The sequence below is a fragment of the Pseudomonas sp. S31 genome, assembly GCF_016648105.1.
Taxonomy (GTDB): Bacteria; Pseudomonadota; Gammaproteobacteria; order Pseudomonadales; family Pseudomonadaceae; genus Aquipseudomonas.
Map to the genome: position 1 here is coordinate 1 of NZ_JACVVE010000036.1, position 15451 is coordinate 15451.

9 protein-coding genes are annotated in these 15451 nt (G+C 65.8%); 8 read left to right on the forward strand and 1 reads right to left on the reverse strand.

What is annotated here, in order from left to right:
* Positions 1–182 precede the first annotated feature (182 nt).
* The 6 genes from recC to IAE37_RS22265 all read left to right on the forward strand — a co-directional run bounded on the left by recC (position 183) and on the right by IAE37_RS22265 (position 11852).
* Positions 183–3665: an exodeoxyribonuclease V subunit gamma gene (recC, locus tag IAE37_RS22240; protein WP_201177037.1), complete on the forward strand. Its 3483-nt coding sequence runs from the start codon at positions 183–185 to the stop codon at positions 3663–3665.
* On the forward strand, positions 3662–7348 hold the full coding sequence (recB, locus tag IAE37_RS22245) for an exodeoxyribonuclease V subunit beta (protein ID WP_201177038.1): 3687 nt from the start codon (positions 3662–3664) through the stop codon (positions 7346–7348). Before recC ends, recB begins: the two co-directional genes overlap by 4 nt.
* A complete protein-coding gene (gene recD, locus IAE37_RS22250; protein ID WP_201177040.1) occupies positions 7345–9420 on the forward strand; it encodes an exodeoxyribonuclease V subunit alpha in 2076 nt (691 codons plus the stop codon). Before recB ends, recD begins: the two co-directional genes overlap by 4 nt.
* A gap of 108 nt (positions 9421–9528) precedes the next feature.
* A complete protein-coding gene (locus IAE37_RS22255) occupies positions 9529–10095 on the forward strand; it encodes a YfiR family protein (protein ID WP_201177042.1) in 567 nt (188 codons plus the stop codon).
* The gene (locus IAE37_RS22260) at positions 10092–11357 is read left to right on the forward strand and encodes a diguanylate cyclase domain-containing protein (protein WP_201177051.1); all 1266 of its coding nucleotides are present in this window, start codon (positions 10092–10094) and stop codon (positions 11355–11357) included. Before IAE37_RS22255 ends, IAE37_RS22260 begins: the two co-directional genes overlap by 4 nt.
* A gap of 3 nt (positions 11358–11360) precedes the next feature.
* Positions 11361–11852 carry an OmpA family protein gene (locus tag IAE37_RS22265; RefSeq protein WP_201177053.1) on the forward strand — a complete coding sequence of 164 codons (492 nt, stop codon included), beginning with the start codon at positions 11361–11363 and terminating at the stop codon, positions 11850–11852.
* A gap of 11 nt (positions 11853–11863) precedes the next feature.
* Here the strand turns inward: IAE37_RS22265 and IAE37_RS22270 are convergent, their stop codons facing one another.
* The gene (locus IAE37_RS22270; RefSeq protein ID WP_201177056.1) at positions 11864–12814 is read right to left on the reverse strand and encodes a LysR family transcriptional regulator; all 951 of its coding nucleotides are present in this window, start codon (positions 12812–12814) and stop codon (positions 11864–11866) included.
* Between the two features lie 137 nt (positions 12815–12951).
* On the opposite strand from IAE37_RS22270, the gene IAE37_RS22275 reads away from it, so the two are divergent.
* Positions 12952–14478: a CoA-acylating methylmalonate-semialdehyde dehydrogenase gene (locus tag IAE37_RS22275; RefSeq protein WP_201177057.1), complete on the forward strand. Its 1527-nt coding sequence runs from the start codon at positions 12952–12954 to the stop codon at positions 14476–14478.
* A gap of 10 nt (positions 14479–14488) precedes the next feature.
* On the forward strand, positions 14489–15376 hold the full coding sequence (gene mmsB, locus IAE37_RS22280; RefSeq protein WP_201177058.1) for a 3-hydroxyisobutyrate dehydrogenase: 888 nt from the start codon (positions 14489–14491) through the stop codon (positions 15374–15376).
* Positions 15377–15451: the final 75 nt, after the last annotated feature.

Here is a 15451-nt window from a genome sequence, read left to right on the forward strand (position 1 = left end):
ATGTGAGAGTAGGTCATCGTCAAGATTCATTTCGCAAAACCCCTATCTGCGTGAGCAGGTAGGGGTTTTGTCTTTTCTGGCTACCTGGGCCATCGCCTGAAACCCTTTCACGACACAAGGCCCTCGCTACAAGGTATCTTGTCGTTCCCGGCCCCTCGCCCACCGCCTCTCGAGATCCCTTCATGGCCAACACCACCTCACTCCACCCCGGCTTCATGATCGTCCACGGCAATCGCCTGGACGAGCTGCGCAGTCTGGTGGTGAGCTGGATGCGCCGTTATCCCCTGGCGCCGCTGGAAAACGAAATCGCCCTGGTGCAGAGCAACGGTATCGCCCAATGGCTGAAGCTGGCCCTGGCCGAGGATCCGCAAGCCGACGACCAGGGTGGCTGTGGTATCGCCGCCGCCGTGGACGTGCAACTCCCGGGCAGCTTCATGTGGCAGCTATACCGTCGGGTACTGGGCCGCGATGAGATCCCCGAGGTATCGTTGCTCGACAAGGCGCCATTGACCTGGCGCCTGATGCGCCTGTTGCCCGAACTGATCGAACGCCCGCATTTCGAGCCGCTGCGACGCTTCCTGACCGACGACAGCGACCTGCGCAAACGCTACCAACTGGCCGAGCGCCTGGCCGACCTGTTCGACCAGTACCAGGTCTACCGTGCCGACTGGCTCAAGGACTGGGCGGCAGGTGAGCACGTACTCAACTCTGCGCGCGGTGAGCGCAAGCCCCTGGCGCCGGGCAATCGCTGGCAAGCCGAGCTGTGGCGGGCGTTGTTGCTGGACGTGGGCGAGGAGGGCATGGCCCAGAGCCGCGCCGGGGTGCACCAGCGTTTCATCGAGCGCATGAATACTCTCGAACAGGCGCCTGCGGGGTTGCCGGCACGGGTGATCGTATTCGGTATTTCTTCGTTGCCCGCCCAGGCGCTCGAGGCACTGGCGGGCCTGGCACGGTTCAGCCAGGTGCTGCTGTGCGTGCATAACCCCTGCCGCCACCACTGGGCCGACATCGTTGCCGACAAGGACCTGCTGCGCCACCAGTACAAGCGCCAGCAGCGCAAGCAGGGGATGCCCCTGGAGTTGGACGACGAATCGCTGCACCAGCACGCCCATCCGCTACTGGCGGCCTGGGGCAAGCAGGGCCGTGACTACATCAACCTGCTCGACAGCTACGATGACCCTGGCAGCTACCGAGGCGTGTTCAGTGACGGGCGTATCGACCTGTTCAGCGACAGCGAGCCGACCACGCTGCTCAACCAGTTGCAGGACGATATCCTCGAACTGCGCCCCCTGGCCGAAAGCCGTGCGCGGTGGCCGGCCATCGACCCCGGCAAGGACCGTTCGGTGCGCTTCCACGTGGCGCACAGCCCCCAGCGCGAGGTGGAGATCCTCCACGACCAATTGCTCGCCCGCTTCAGTGCCGACCCCACCCTGCGCCCCCGTGACGTGATCGTCATGCTGCCGGCGATCGACACCTACGCCCCGCATATCCGTGCAGTGTTCGGCCAACTGCAATGCAACGATCCCCGTTTCATCCCCTTTACCCTGACCGACCAGGGCCAGCGCGGTCGCGACCCCTTGCTGATCGCCCTGGAGCACCTGCTCAAGTTGCCCGAAAGCCGCTTCGCCGTCAGCGAAGTGCTCGACCTGCTGGACGTGCCTGCTGTGCGCGCCCGCTTCGGTATTCGTGAGAGCGACCTGCCGACCCTGCACCGCTGGATCGAAGGTGCAGGTATCCGCTGGGGCCTGAACGCCGAGCAACGGGCCACGCTGGGCCTGCCGGATGGCCTTGAGCAGAACAGTTGGCGCTTCGGCCTGCGACGCATGCTGCTGGGTTATGCCGTGGGGGTGGGCGAAGGATGTGACGGCATCGAGCCCTATGACGAGATCGGAGGCCTGGATGCCGCGCTGATCGGCCCGCTCGTAGCCCTGCTGGATGCCCTCGACGTCGCCTGCCAGGCACTCACCCAGGCGGCGAGCGCAGGCGAGTGGGGCGAGCGCCTCAATGCCCTGTTGCAAGTGTTCTTCCTGGCCGAAGATGAGCATGACGAGTTCCTCCTGATGCAACTGCAAGACCTGCGCGACAGCTGGCTGGAAGTGTGCGAAACCGTCGGCCTGCAAGATCTCCTGCCCCTGACCGTGGTCCGCGAGGCATGGCTGTCGGGCCTGGATCAGGGCAAGCTGTCGCAGCGCTTCCTGGCCGGCTCGGTGAACTTCTGCACGCTCATGCCCATGCGCGCGATCCCCTTCCGCGTGGTCTGCCTGCTGGGCATGAACGACGGTGACTACCCCCGCGCTCAGCCGCCGCTGGATTTCGACCTGATGGCCAGCGACTACCGCCCCGGCGACCGCTCACGCCGCGAAGATGATCGCTACCTGCTGCTCGAGGCATTGCTCTCGGCGCGTGACCAGCTCTACATCAGCTGGGTGGGGCGAAGCATTCGTGACAACAGCGAACGTCCGGCCTCGGTACTGATCGGACAACTGCGTGATCATCTGGCTGCTGGCTGGCAATTGGCGGCGGCACGCAGTGGAGAGCCGCCGGAGCCCGGTGAGCAGTTGCTGCATGCGTTGACCCAGGAGCACCCGCTGCAACCGTTCAGTCCGCGCTACTTCCAGAAAGGCAGCGGATTGTTCAGCTATGCCCACGAATGGCAGCTGTTGCACCAGGACACAGCCGATTCGCTCGAAGACCCAGCCAGACTACTGCCCTATGAGCACGACGAAGCACTGACGCTACCGCAGTTGCAGGATTTTCTTCGCCACCCCGTGCGGCATTTCTTCAGCCAGCGCTTGAAGGTGTTCTTCGAAGCCCTGGAGGCACCGACGCCGGACGAGGAGCCTTTCGTCCTCGATGCGTTGCAGCGCTACGGCGCCAGCGAGAGCCTGCTGGGCGCGGCCCTGCTCGATCCGGACAACGCCGAGCAGGCGTTGCACGCCCAGGCACGCCGCCTGCAGGCCTGCGGCCTGTTGCCCTTGGCCGGTTTCGGTGAACTGCTGCAGGCCGAGCTGGTCCAGCCGCTGCCTGACCTGCTGCAACGCCATCGCCAGTTGCTACAGCGTTGGCCCAAGGTGATGGAGGGCGCTCTGCCGATTCACTTCGAGCATGCCGGGCATGAGCTCGACGGTTGGCTCGGCCGGGTCTACCAGGCCGATGATCGCAGCCTGCTGAGCGTTTCGACCGTGCCCAATACCATCAGCGCAGGGCGCAACAACCTCAAGTGGCATCGCCTGGTCAATGCATGGGTCATGCACCTTGCGGCCTGCGCGGTGGGCTACCCGCTCAACAGCGCCCTGGTCGCCAGCGACCTCACCTTGCTGCTCGCGCCCCTGGCGCAGGAGCAGGCCAGCGAACTGCTCGGCGAGCTGCTGGTGGCGCGTCAGGCAGGCATGAACGCACCGCTGCCTGTGGCTGCCAAGACGGCCTTCGCCTGGCTGGCCCAGGAGGACCCGGACAAGGCCCTGGCCGCTGCCGCGCGCGCCTACGAAGGGGATGAACGTACCCACTTCGGCGAGCGTAGCGAAAGCATCGCCCTGGCCCGGCAGTTCCGCGACTTTGCCGCACTCAGCGCCGACGAGACCTTCGAAGGCTGGTGCGAAGCCCTTTACCGTCCCCTGTTTGCCGCGCCCTGGCAGACCCTGGGCAACCCGGAGGCCGGCGCATGACCACAGTCCGCCCCCTGGCACTGCAATTTCCCCTGCATGGCAGCCAGCTGATCGAGGCCAGCGCCGGCACCGGCAAGACCTTCACCATTTCCGCCCTGTACCTGCGCCTGATCCTCGGCCATGGTGGCGAACAGGGCTTCGGCCGCGAGCTGTTACCGCCGCAGATCCTGGTAGTGACCTTTACCGACGCCGCCACCAAGGAGCTACGCGAACGCATTCGCGCGCGCCTGGCCGAGGCCGCGCGGTTTTTCCGTGGCGAGCTGGAGGGCGCCGATCCCTTGCTGCGGCAATTGCGCGACGACTACGCCCCAGAACAATGGCCACGCTGCGCCAGCCGCTTGGAAATCGCGGTGCAGTGGATGGACGAGGCAGCGGTCTCGACCATTCATGGCTGGTGCCAGCGGATGTTGCGCGAGCATGCCTTCGACAGTGGCAGCCTGTTCACCCAGAGCCTGGAGACCGACCACAGCGAGCTGCTCGGCCAGGTGATGCGCGATTACTGGCGGCGCTTCTGCTATGGCATGCAAGGCCAGGCGCTGCAGTGGGTGCGCGGTCATTGGGGCAGCCCTGACGCGTTGTTGCCGCGTATCCGGCCGCTGTTTGGCCGTGTGCGTTCGCAGCAGGAGCAGGGCGACGAAGAGCCACAAGCGCTGATCGAAGCGGCGCTGCGCGAGCGTACCGAGCAGTTGGCCCAACTGAAGGCGCCTTGGAGCGCATGGGCCGACGAGTTGCTTCAGCTGTGCCGCGACGCGGTCGCCGCCAAGCAGGCCGATGGCCGCAAGCTGCAAGCTCGGTATTTCGAGCCCTGGTTCGACAAGCTGCGTGCCTGGGCCGCAGACGCAGACCTGCAAGAACTCGACCTCGGCACCGGCTTCACTCGCCTGACCCCGGCCGGCATGGCCGAGGCCTGGAAAGTTGGCGAACCGCCCGCGCACCCCGCCCTGGAGGCCATGCAGACCCTGCAACGACAACTGCAGGGCCTGGCCAGCCCGGATGTGCGCCTGCTGGAGCATGCCGCAGCCTGGGTCTCGGCACGTTTCGAGCTGGAAAAGCGCCGACGCGCCGAGATGGGCTTCGACGATATGCTCCTGCGCCTGCAGCACGCCTTGGCCAGTGAGGCCGGCGAGCGCTTGGCCGGGCTGATCCGCGAGCAGTTCCCGGTAGCCCTGATCGACGAATTCCAGGACACCGACCCGGTCCAGTACGGGATTTTCGAACGCATCTACCGCATCACCGAGAACCGTCCGGAAACCGGCCTGTTCATGATCGGTGACCCCAAGCAGGCGATCTACGCCTTCCGCGGCGCCGACATCTACACCTACCTGTCTGCCCGTCGGGCGACCGAAGGGCGCCTGCACAGCCTCGACACCAACTACCGCTCCAGTCAGGCCATGGTGGCGGCGGTCAACCAGGTGTTCCTGCAGGCCGAGGCTCGCGAGCAGGGCCGTGGCGCCTTCCTGTTCCGCGAAGCGCACGACAACCCCTTGCCCTTCATCGAGGTGCACGCCAAGGGCCGTGGCGAGCAGTTGTTGATCGACGGCCAGCCCTGCGCGGCACTGCAGTGCTGGCGGCTGGATAGCGAAGAACCGGTTTCCGGCGCGCTCTATCGCCAGCAGCTGGCGGCCAGTTGCGCCAGCCATATCGTCGCCATGCTCAACGGTGGCCAACAAGGTGTGACCGGTTTCGCGACCGCTGACGGCGCGCTGCGCCCCTGCCTGCCTGCGGATATCGCGATTCTGGTGCGTGACGGCCACGAGGCGCAGATGGTGCGTGCCGAGTTGGCGGCCCGTGATGTGCGCAGCGTGTATCTCTCCGACAAAGACTCGGTATTCGCCGCCCAGGAGGCCCATGACTTGCTGGCGTGGCTCAAAGCCTGCGCCGAGCCCGACTCCGAGCGCCTGCTCAAAGCCGCGCTGGCCAGCCTCACGCTTGACCTGTCGCTGGTCGAGCTGGACCGCCTGAACCAGGATGAGCGGGTCTGGGAAGACTGGGTCATGCGCTTCAGGCGCTACCGCGAAACCTGGCAGCGCCAGGGCGTGCTGCCGATGCTGCGCCACCTGCTGCACGACTTCGCCTTGCCCCGCACCCTGCTGCGGCGCAGCGAGGGCGAGCGGGTGCTGACCAACCTGCTGCACCTGGCCGAGCTGCTGCAGCAGGCCGCCAGTGAATTGGATGGCGAACAGGCATTGATCCGCCACCTGGCCGAGCACCTGGCCAATGCCGGCCAGGCCGGCGAGGAGCAGATCCTGCGCCTGGAAAGCGACGAGCAACTGGTCAAGGTGGTGACCATCCACAAGTCCAAGGGCCTGGAATACCCGCTGGTATACCTGCCCTTCATCTGTACCAGCAAGCCGGTGGACGGTAGCCGCCTGCCCCTTGCCTGGCACGACAGCCAGGGCCAGGCACACCTGACCCTGGCTCCGGACGCCGAGCAGATCGCCCGCGCCGACGACGAGCGTCTGGCCGAGGACCTGCGCCTGCTCTATGTCGCCCTGACCCGCGCCCAGCACGCCTGTTGGCTCGGCGTCGCCGACCTCAAGCGTGGCAACCATAAGAGCTCGCAGCTGCACCGCTCGGCGCTGGGTTACCTGCTTGGCGGTGGGCTGGCATTGCCCGGTTCCGCACAACTGGCCGAGTGGCTGCAGAGGTTGGCCAACGATTGCTCGGACATCGCCTGCCCAGCGCTGCCAGAGGCCGATGACCAGGCCTACCGCACGCCGCGTGGCGGGCACGACCTGGTGCCGGCACGCAAGCCGCGTCGAGCCGCTTCCGAGCACTGGTGGATCGCTTCCTACAGCGCCTTGCGGGTCGGTGAACAGACCCTGGGGGCCGACAGTTCCCAGGCTCAGCAGCTACTCGATGACGAGGCGGTGGAGATGCCAGTGCCGCGCCAGGCGCTGGCAGAAAGCGGCGACATGCATCGTTTCCCGCGAGGCCCGGGTCCAGGTACCTTCCTTCACGGTTTGCTGGAGTGGGCCGGACGCGAAGGGTTTGCCGAGGTCGCCGGCGACCCCGGGCGGATCGAGCGAACCGTTGGCCAACGCTGCAATCGGCGTAACTGGACCGGCTGGATTCCCACCCTCAGCCAATGGCTGCAGCAGTTGCTCGCCGAGCCGCTGCCGTTGCCTGGGCAGGCTGCCGGGCTGACCCTGGCGCAGTTGCAGCACTACCAGATCGAAATGGAATTCTGGTTCGCCAGCCATCAGGTCGATGCCGAGCAGCTCGACCGCCTGGTGGCGCGCCATACCCACCCCGGCGCAGCCCGCCCGGCCGCCCAGCCGACGCTGCTCAACGGCATGTTCAAGGGTTTCATCGACCTGGCGTTCGAACTCGATGGCCGTTACTACGTCGCCGACTACAAGTCGAACTGGCTGGGTGTGGATATCGAGGCCTACGATGCCCCGGCCATGGAGAAGGCCATTCTCGAGCATCGCTACGACCTGCAGTACGTGCTTTACCTGTTGGCCTTGCATCGCCAGTTGCGCGCGCGGCTGCCGGGTTACGACTACGACCGCGATGTCGGCGGTGCCCTGTTCATTTTCCTGCGCGGAGCCAGCAGCAGCAGCGGCCATGGCGTGTATTCCGCCAAGCCACCGCGAGCGCTGATCGAAGCCCTCGACGCGCTGTTTCGCGGCGTCAACCAGCCCGAGCAGCAAGACCTGTTTGCCGGAGCCGCACCATGAGCCGAAGCCTTGACGACCTGTTGCCAACACCGCTGGACGCGCAGCACCTGCTGGCATTGGCGCCGCAGCGCGACAGCAACGACCTGCTGCAACTGCTCGACCGCTGGGTCGAGCGCGGTTGGCTGCGTGCCCTGGACCGGGCATTCGTGTCGTTCCTCGAGGAGCGAGCGCCGGGCAGCGATCCGTTGTTGCTGTTGGCCGCGGCGCTGGCCAGCCACCAGTTGGGTCATGGCCATGTCTGCCTCGACCTCGGCCAGACCCTCGACGAACCTGATTTCGCCCTGTCGTTGCCACCCGAAGGCGACGCCCTGACCGGGCCGCTGCTGTTGCCTTCGCAATTGCTCGCCAACCTCGACCTGTCCACCTGGATCGGCCGCATCGCCGCCAGCCCGCTGGTGGCCGCTGGTTCGGCGAGCGGGCAGCAGGCACGGCCGCTGGTGCTCAGCGGCCAGCGTCTGTACCTGCGCCGCTACTGGAGCTACGAGCGGCAGATCGACCAGACCTTGCGCCAACGCCTGCTGCAGGACGAGGCTACCCCGGCCGACCTGCCCGAGCGCCTCGCCCAGCTGTTCGATGGCGGTGCCCTGGCCGGGCAGGTCGATTGGCAAAAACTGGCCTGTGCCCTGGCCACCCGTTCCGGCTTCAGCATCATCACCGGAGGCCCTGGCACGGGCAAGACCACCACGGTGGTCCGTCTGCTCGCTTTACTGCAGGCGCCTGCGGTAGAGCAGGGGCGACCGTTGCGTATCCGCCTGGCGGCGCCGACCGGCAAGGCCGCCGCGCGCTTGACCGAGTCGATCGGCCAGCAGGTCGAGCGCCTGCAGGTGGGGGGAGACGTCCGCGGGCAGATTCCCACCGACGTCAGCACCGTGCACCGGCTGCTGGGCAGTCGCCCGGGCTCGCGGCATTTCCGCCACCACGCTGGCAACCCGCTGCCGTTGGATGTGCTGGTGGTCGACGAGGCCTCGATGATCGATCTCGAGATGATGGCCAACCTGCTCGATGCCTTGCCGCCACAGGCACGCCTGATCCTGCTGGGTGACAAGGACCAGTTGGCGTCGGTGGAGGCGGGCGCGGTGCTGGGTGACCTGTGTCGGGACGCCGAGGAGGGCCGCTATTCCCCCGAGACCCAGGCCTGGCTGGAGCACATCGGCGGTCAGTCGCTGGCCGACAGTGGGCTCAAGCCCGGTGATGGGCAACGTCATCCGCTGGCCCAGCAGGTAGTGATGCTGCGCTTCTCCCGGCGCTTTGGCGAAGGCAGCGGCATCGGCCAGCTGGCGCGCCTGGTCAACCGCCAGCAGGCGCAGGCGGCGCGTGACCTGTTGACCCTCCCCCCGGCCGACGTGTTCGGCCTGGCCCTGCGCGGCGAGCATGACCGCGCCTTCGATCGGCTGCTGCTCGACGGCCTGGGCCGTGGCGTCGAGGGCCCGCAAGGCTACCGTAGCTACCTGCGTGCCATTGGCCGTTATCGTCCGCCTCCCGGCACCCGCCACGATGACCTACGTTGGGACGAGTGGGCGAGCAAGGTGCTGCAGCACTTCGAGGACTTCCAGTTGCTGTGTGCGGTACGCAAGGGTGCCTGGGGTGTGGAAGGGCTCAACGAGCGGGTGGCGCGAGTGCTGCACAACGCAGGCCTGGTCGATGCCCAGCAGCCCTGGTACGAAGGTCGACCGGTGCTGGTGACGCGCAACGACTATGGTCTGAAGCTGATGAACGGTGATATCGGCATCGCCCTGCGTCTGCCCGATGAGCAGGGCCAGCCGCTGCTGCGCGTGGCCTTCCCGCGCAACGATGGCAGTGGCGGAGTGCGCTTCGTGCTGCCCAGTCGCTTGAACGAGGTGGAAACGGTATTCGCCATGACCGTGCACAAGTCCCAGGGCTCGGAGTTCGGCCACACCGCCCTGGTCTTGCCCGACGCGCTCAATCCGGTGCTGACCAAGGAGCTGATCTATACCGGCATCACCCGCGCCAAGCATTGCTTCAGCCTCATCGAGCCGCGCCAGGGCATTTTCGAAGAGGCCGTGGCGCGCAAGGTCCGGCGCATTTCAGGGTTGATGCTGGAACAGATCTGAAGACCTGGGGCGGCGGAGGCGGGCGCTCCTCGAATGGATTGTCACTTCTGACGGCAGGCAATGTGCTATCTTCGCCGGGTTCAGTTAGAGTTTTGAGAGACCTCTCACATGACAAGGGCCAAGGATGGGTTGACAGGCAGTGTTCCATCACTGCTGTTCTTGGTCCTTTCGTTGCTCGCCGCCCCCCTCAGGGCCGCAGATCCCATCACCGCCGCGCAGGCCCAGGCGCGTGCCTCGGCGGTGACCCAGGTGGTGCTCGGCATCTTCAGCTATGCCCGCTGGCCAGTCGAACCGATGCCGTTGCGCTTGTGCCTGGTTGGCCCTACCGAATATGCCGACGATTTGATCAAGGGCACGGTGCAGAACACCGGCCAGCCGATGCGAGTTACGCGTCTGCTGGCAGATGACCGGCAGGTGGCCGGGGCCTGCGATGCCGTCTACATCGGCAAGCTCGATGCCGGTCAGCGTGATCGCCTGTTCGAGCAACTCAGCGGCCGCCCGGTGTTGAGCATCAGCGAGGCCGATGATCCCTGCACCGTCGGCAGCCTGTTCTGTCTGCGGGTCAGCGACCAACAAGTGGCATTCGAGGTCAACCTGGACTCGGTGGCGCGTTCCGGGGTGCGTATTCACCCCAGCGTGTTGCAGTTGTCGCGGCGCCGGGCGGTGCAACCGTGAACCGCGCCGGCAAGCGCCAAGCCCGTCCAAGCCTGCGCTCTGCGCTGGGCCGCGGCCACCTCAACGTCGCCCTGTTGGCCGTGGGTCTGGCCGGCATCCTGCTGACCGTGCTGGGCGTGCTGGCACTGCGGGTCTACGCCAACCATAACCTGGACCTCATTGCCCGCTCGATCACCTACACCGTCGAAGCGGCCGTGGTGTTCGACGATGGTGCTGCGGCCAACGAGGCGCTGGCGGTGATCGCCAGTAACGAGGAGGTGGCCGAGGCCAAGGTGTTCACCGACGAAGGCGAGTTGCTGGCGCATTGGCGGCGCAACGATGACAGCCTGCTCGCGACCCTGGAGGCGCGGGTGGCAACGACCCTGTTGGAGGAGCCGATCAATCTGCCGATCGTGCATCAGGAACGGCAGGTCGGGCATATCGAGCTGATCGGCCAAGGCCGCAACCTGCTGCTGTTCCTGCTCAGCGGCCTGGGTGGCGTGCTGTTGTGCACGGTGTTGAGCATGGGCGTGGCATTGCACCTGTCGCGGCGTTTGCTCGGCGATATCGTCCGCCCGCTGCGCAGCCTTGCCAGTGTCGCCCACGCGGCGCGACGCGAGCGTCGTTTCGACCGGCGCGTGCCGGAAGCGGCCATCGCCGACCTCAACGAGCTGGGCAACGACTTCAACGCCTTGCTCGATGAGCTTGAGGTCTGGCATAGCCATCTGCAGAGCGAGAATGCCACGCTGGCTTACCAGGCCAACCATGACAGCCTTACCGGGCTGCCCAACCGGGCCTTCTTCGAAGGTCGGCTCAACCGCAGCCTGCTCAATGCCGCCCGCAAGCGCGAGCACCTGGCGCTGCTGTTCATCGACAGCGACCATTTCAAGGAAATCAACGACAACCTGGGCCATGCAGTCGGCGACCAGGTGCTGGTCAACCTGGCCAGTCGCTTGCGTGCGCAGTTGCGTGAGCACGATCTGGTGGCACGCCTGGGGGGCGATGAATTCGCGGTGTTGCTGACGCCGCTGCAATCGCGCGAGGACGCCGAGCAGGTCGCCAGGAACATCATCGCCAGCATGAAAGTGCCGTTGCAGCTCGAGGCGGGGCGCAGCCTCGTCACCTCGCTGAGCGTCGGCATCGCCTTCTATCCCGAAGATGGTCGCGATCAGGCCAGCCTTCTCGATGCCGCCGACGCGTCGATGTACCGGGCCAAGCGTGAACGCCGAAGCCAGAGGCAAGCGCCGCAAGCGTCGATTGCCGACAATAACGACAGGAGTTGAACCATGATCAAGCCGATACGTTTTCCCCTGCTGGCCATCTTGCTGGCGCTGTTCACGCTGGCCGGTTGCCAGAGCACCCCGCCGACAGGGCTGACGGCCGAGCAGATCGCCGTGCTCAAGCACGAAGGGTTCGCCCCCACCGATGAGGGCTGGGCCTACGACCTTTCCGGCAAGGTCCTGTTCGGCAGCGACCTGGACAGCCTCAACGGCCAGAGTCAGGCGATCGTCGAGCACATCGGCAAGGCGTTGCTGGGTGTGGGCATTCAAGGCGTGCGCGTCGACGGGCACGCCGATGCCTCGGGCAAGGCCAGCTACAACCAGCAACTATCCGAGCGCCGCGCGCAGAGCGTGGCCAGGGTCCTGGTCGAAGTCGGCATGGCGGCGCCGAACATTCGCACCCGTGGCCTGGGCAGCAGCCAGCCGGTGGCGGACAACCACACCAGCGCAGGGCGCACGGAGAATCGACGGGTATCGATCGTGGTCGCTTCCTACTAGGGGCGTGCCGCTCAGCGGGCGGCGAACTCCATCTTCGCCGTCCCGCCCATCATCAGCGGTGCGTTGAGTTCCGTCGCCTCCCTGATGTAGTCCCACAGCAGGGTGATGCGCTTCAATTTGCGCAGATCCTCCCGGCAGTACATCCAGAACTGCCGCGTCACCTCCACCTCGTCGGGCAGCACCGTCACCAGCCGCGGGTTCTGCGCGGCCAGGAAGCACGGCAGTATCGCCAACCCGCGTCCCTGCAACGCTGCCGTGTACTGGGCGATCACGCTGGTGCTGCGCAGGTGCGCGTTGGCATTGGGAATCAGGTTGGCCAGGTACAGCAGTTCGGAACTGAACGCGAGGTCGTCCACGTAGCTGATGAACGGGTGGCTGGCCAGGTCGCTCGGCTGGCGGATCGGCGCATGGTTGTCCAGGTAGTCCTGGGTGGCGTACAGCCGCAGCCGGTAGTCGCACAGCTTGCAGCACACGTAGGGGCCATGCTCGGGGCGCTCCAGAGCGATGACGATGTCCGCCTCGCGCTTGGACAGGCTGATGAAGTGCGGCAGCGGCAGGATATCCACCGAGATCGCCGGGTAGGCATCGACGAAATGGCTCAGTTGCGGCGTCACGAAGAAGCTGCCAAAGCCCTCGGTGCAGCCCATGCGCACGTGCCCCGAGAGCGCCACTCCCGAACCGGATACCTGCTCGCAGGCCATGTGCAGGGTGCTCTCGATGGACTCGGCATAGCTCAGCAGACGCTGCCCCTCGGCCGTCAGCACGAAGCCGTTGGTGCGCGACTTTTCGAACAGCAGGGTGCCCAACGCGCCTTCCAGCGAGCCGATGCGCCGGGAGACGGTGGTGTAGTCGACGTTCAGGCGCTTGGCCGCACTGCTGGCCTTGCGCGTGCGCGCCACCTCGAGGAAGAACTTGAGGTCGTCCCAGTTCAGGGCGCTCAGGGAAGTGAGGTCTTTTTGCATGATGATCCGGTTTTTTTGTGCGTTCTTATGGGATGTATGCACATCTATACTCGAAAAAAGCCCCACGAACCAAGCGTCACCACGCTGCTGTTCAGGCACCGGCGTCGCGTCCGACAATAATTCCAAGGAGAACGCAGATGAACGCACCACAGAACCCCGTCCAGACCCAGGTCGAGCAGGTCAAGCTGCTGATCGACGGCCAGTGGGTCGAGTCGAAGTCCAGCGAATGGCGTGACATCGTCAACCCAGCCACCCAGCAGGTGCTGGCGCGGGTGCCATTCGCCACCGTCGAGGAAGTGGATGCGGCCGTGGCCGCCGCCCAGCGTGCGTTCGCCTCCTGGCGTGACACCCCGATCGGCGCGCGCATGCGCATCATGCTCAAGCTGCAGGCGCTGATCCGTGAACACACCAAGCGCATCGCCCAGACCCTCAGCGCCGAGCAGGGCAAGACCCTTGCCGACGCCGAAGGTGACATTTTCCGGGGCCTGGAGGTGGTCGAGCACGCCGCCTCGATCGGCACCCTGCAAATGGGCGAATTCGCCGAGAACGTCGCCGGTGGCGTCGACACCTATACCCTGCGCCAGCCGATCGGCGTGTGCGCCGGGATCACCCCGTTCAACTTCCCGGCGATGATCCCGCTGTGGATGTTCCCGATGGCCATCGTCTGCGGCAACACCTTCGTGCTCAAGCCTTCCGAGCAGGACCCGCTGTCGACCCTGCAACTGGTCGAGCTGGCGCTGGAAGCCGGCGTGCCGGCCGGTGTGCTCAACGTGGTGCATGGCGGCAAGCAGGTGGTGGATGCGATCTGCACTCACCAGGACATCAAGGCAATTTCGTTCGTGGGTTCGACCGAAGTCGGTACCCACGTCTACAACCTGGCGAGCCAGCACGGCAAGCGCGTGCAATCGATGATGGGTGCGAAGAACCATGCGGTAGTGCTTCCCGATGCCAACCGTGTGCAGACCGTCAACGCCCTGGTCGGTGCCGCCTTTGGCGCGGCCGGGCAGCGTTGCATGGCCACCTCGGTGGCGGTGCTGGTGGGCAAGGCCCGCGAATGGCTGCCGGATATCAAGGAGGCGGCGAGCAAGCTCAAGGTCAATGCCGGTTGCGAGCCGGGCACCGACGTGGGCCCGGTGGTCTCCAAGCGCGCCAAGGAGCGTGTGCTGGGTTTGATCGAAAGCGGCGTCCAGGAAGGCGCCAAGCTCGAACTCGATGGCCGTGACGTCAAGGTGCCGGGCTACGAGCAAGGCAATTTCGTCGGCCCGACCCTGTTCTCCGGGGTGAAAACCGACATGCAGGTGTATACCCAGGAAATCTTCGGGCCGGTACTGGTGACCTTGGAAGTCGACACCCTCGACGAGGCCATCGCCCTGGTCAACCGCAACCCGTTCGGCAACGGCACCGGCTTGTTCACCCAAAGCGGCGCGGCCGCGCGCAAATTCCAGAGCGAGATCGACATCGGCCAGGTCGGCATCAACATCCCGATCCCGGTACCGGTGCCGTTCTTCAGCTTCACCGGCTCGCGCGGCTCCAAACTGGGCGACCTCGGCCCTTATGGCAAGCAGGTGGTGCAGTTCTACACGCAGACCAAGACCGTCACTGCCCGCTGGTTCGATGATGAAAGCGTCAACGACGGTGTGAATACCACCATCAGCCTTCGCTAAGGAGCTCGCCATGCGTATCGCATTCATCGGCCTGGGCAACATGGGCGCGCCCATGGCCCGCAACCTGATCAAGGCCGGGCACCAGCTGAACCTGTTCGACCTCAACCAGACCGTGCTGGCCGAGCTCGCCGAGCTGGGCGGGCAGGTCAGCGCCTCGCCCAAGGACGCGGCCGCCAGCAGCGAAATGGTAATCACCATGCTGCCGGCAGCGGCCCATGTGCGCAGCGTCTATCTCAACGAAGATGGCGTGCTGGCGGGTGTGCGCCCTGGCACGCCGACCGTGGATTGCAGCACCATCGATCCGCAGACTGCCCGCGAGGTGTCCAAGGCTGCGGCGGCCAAGGGTGTGGACATGGGCGATGCGCCCGTGTCTGGCGGCACCGGCGGCGCTGCCGCGGGCACCTTGACGTTCATGGTCGGCGCCAACGCCGAGCTGTTCGCCACGCTCAAGCCAGTGCTGGAGCAGATGGGCCGTAACATCGTGCACTGCGGAGAGGTGGGCACCGGGCAGATCGCCAAGATCTGCAACAACCTGCTGCTGGGCATCTCGATGATCGGCGTTTCCGAGGCCATGGCCCTGGGCAACGCATTGGGCATCGACACCAAGGTGCTGGCTGGCATCATCAACAGCTCGACCGGGCGTTGCTGGAGCTCGGACACCTACAACCCATGGCCGGGGATCATCGAGACGGCGCCGGCCTCGCGTGGATATACCGGTGGGTTTGGCGCCGAGCTGATGCTCAAGGACTTGGGGCTGGCGACCGAAGCGGCGCGCCAGGCCCACCAACCGGTGATCCTCGGCGCCGTGGCGCAGCAGCTGTATCAGGCCATGAGCCTGCGCGGCGAGGGCGGCAAGGACTTCTCGGCGATCGTCGAAGCGTACTGCAAGAAGGATTGATGCGCAGGGATTGTGTGGTGTGCCCGCGAAGCAGGTGACGGATGCCAGGCGGCATGGCAGCGCCAGTGTTCGCGG

What these genes read in the sequence shown, in the direction of transcription:
- recB (WP_201177038.1), top strand. Translation starts at nt 3,662, where the DNA reads ATGACCACAGTCCGCCCCCTGGCACTGCAATTTCCCCTGCATGGCAGC.
- recD (WP_201177040.1), top strand. Translation starts at nt 7,345, where the DNA reads ATGAGCCGAAGCCTTGACGACCTGTTGCCAACACCGCTGGACGCGCAG.
- IAE37_RS22255 (WP_201177042.1), top strand. Translation starts at nt 9,529, where the DNA reads ATGACAAGGGCCAAGGATGGGTTGACAGGCAGTGTTCCATCACTGCTG.
- recC (WP_201177037.1), top strand. Translation starts at nt 183, where the DNA reads ATGGCCAACACCACCTCACTCCACCCCGGCTTCATGATCGTCCACGGC.
- IAE37_RS22270 (WP_201177056.1), bottom strand. Translation starts at nt 12,814, where the DNA reads ATGCAAAAAGACCTCACTTCCCTGAGCGCCCTGAACTGGGACGACCTC.
- IAE37_RS22265 (WP_201177053.1), top strand. Translation starts at nt 11,361, where the DNA reads ATGATCAAGCCGATACGTTTTCCCCTGCTGGCCATCTTGCTGGCGCTG.
- mmsB (WP_201177058.1), top strand. Translation starts at nt 14,489, where the DNA reads ATGCGTATCGCATTCATCGGCCTGGGCAACATGGGCGCGCCCATGGCC.
- IAE37_RS22275 (WP_201177057.1), top strand. Translation starts at nt 12,952, where the DNA reads ATGAACGCACCACAGAACCCCGTCCAGACCCAGGTCGAGCAGGTCAAG.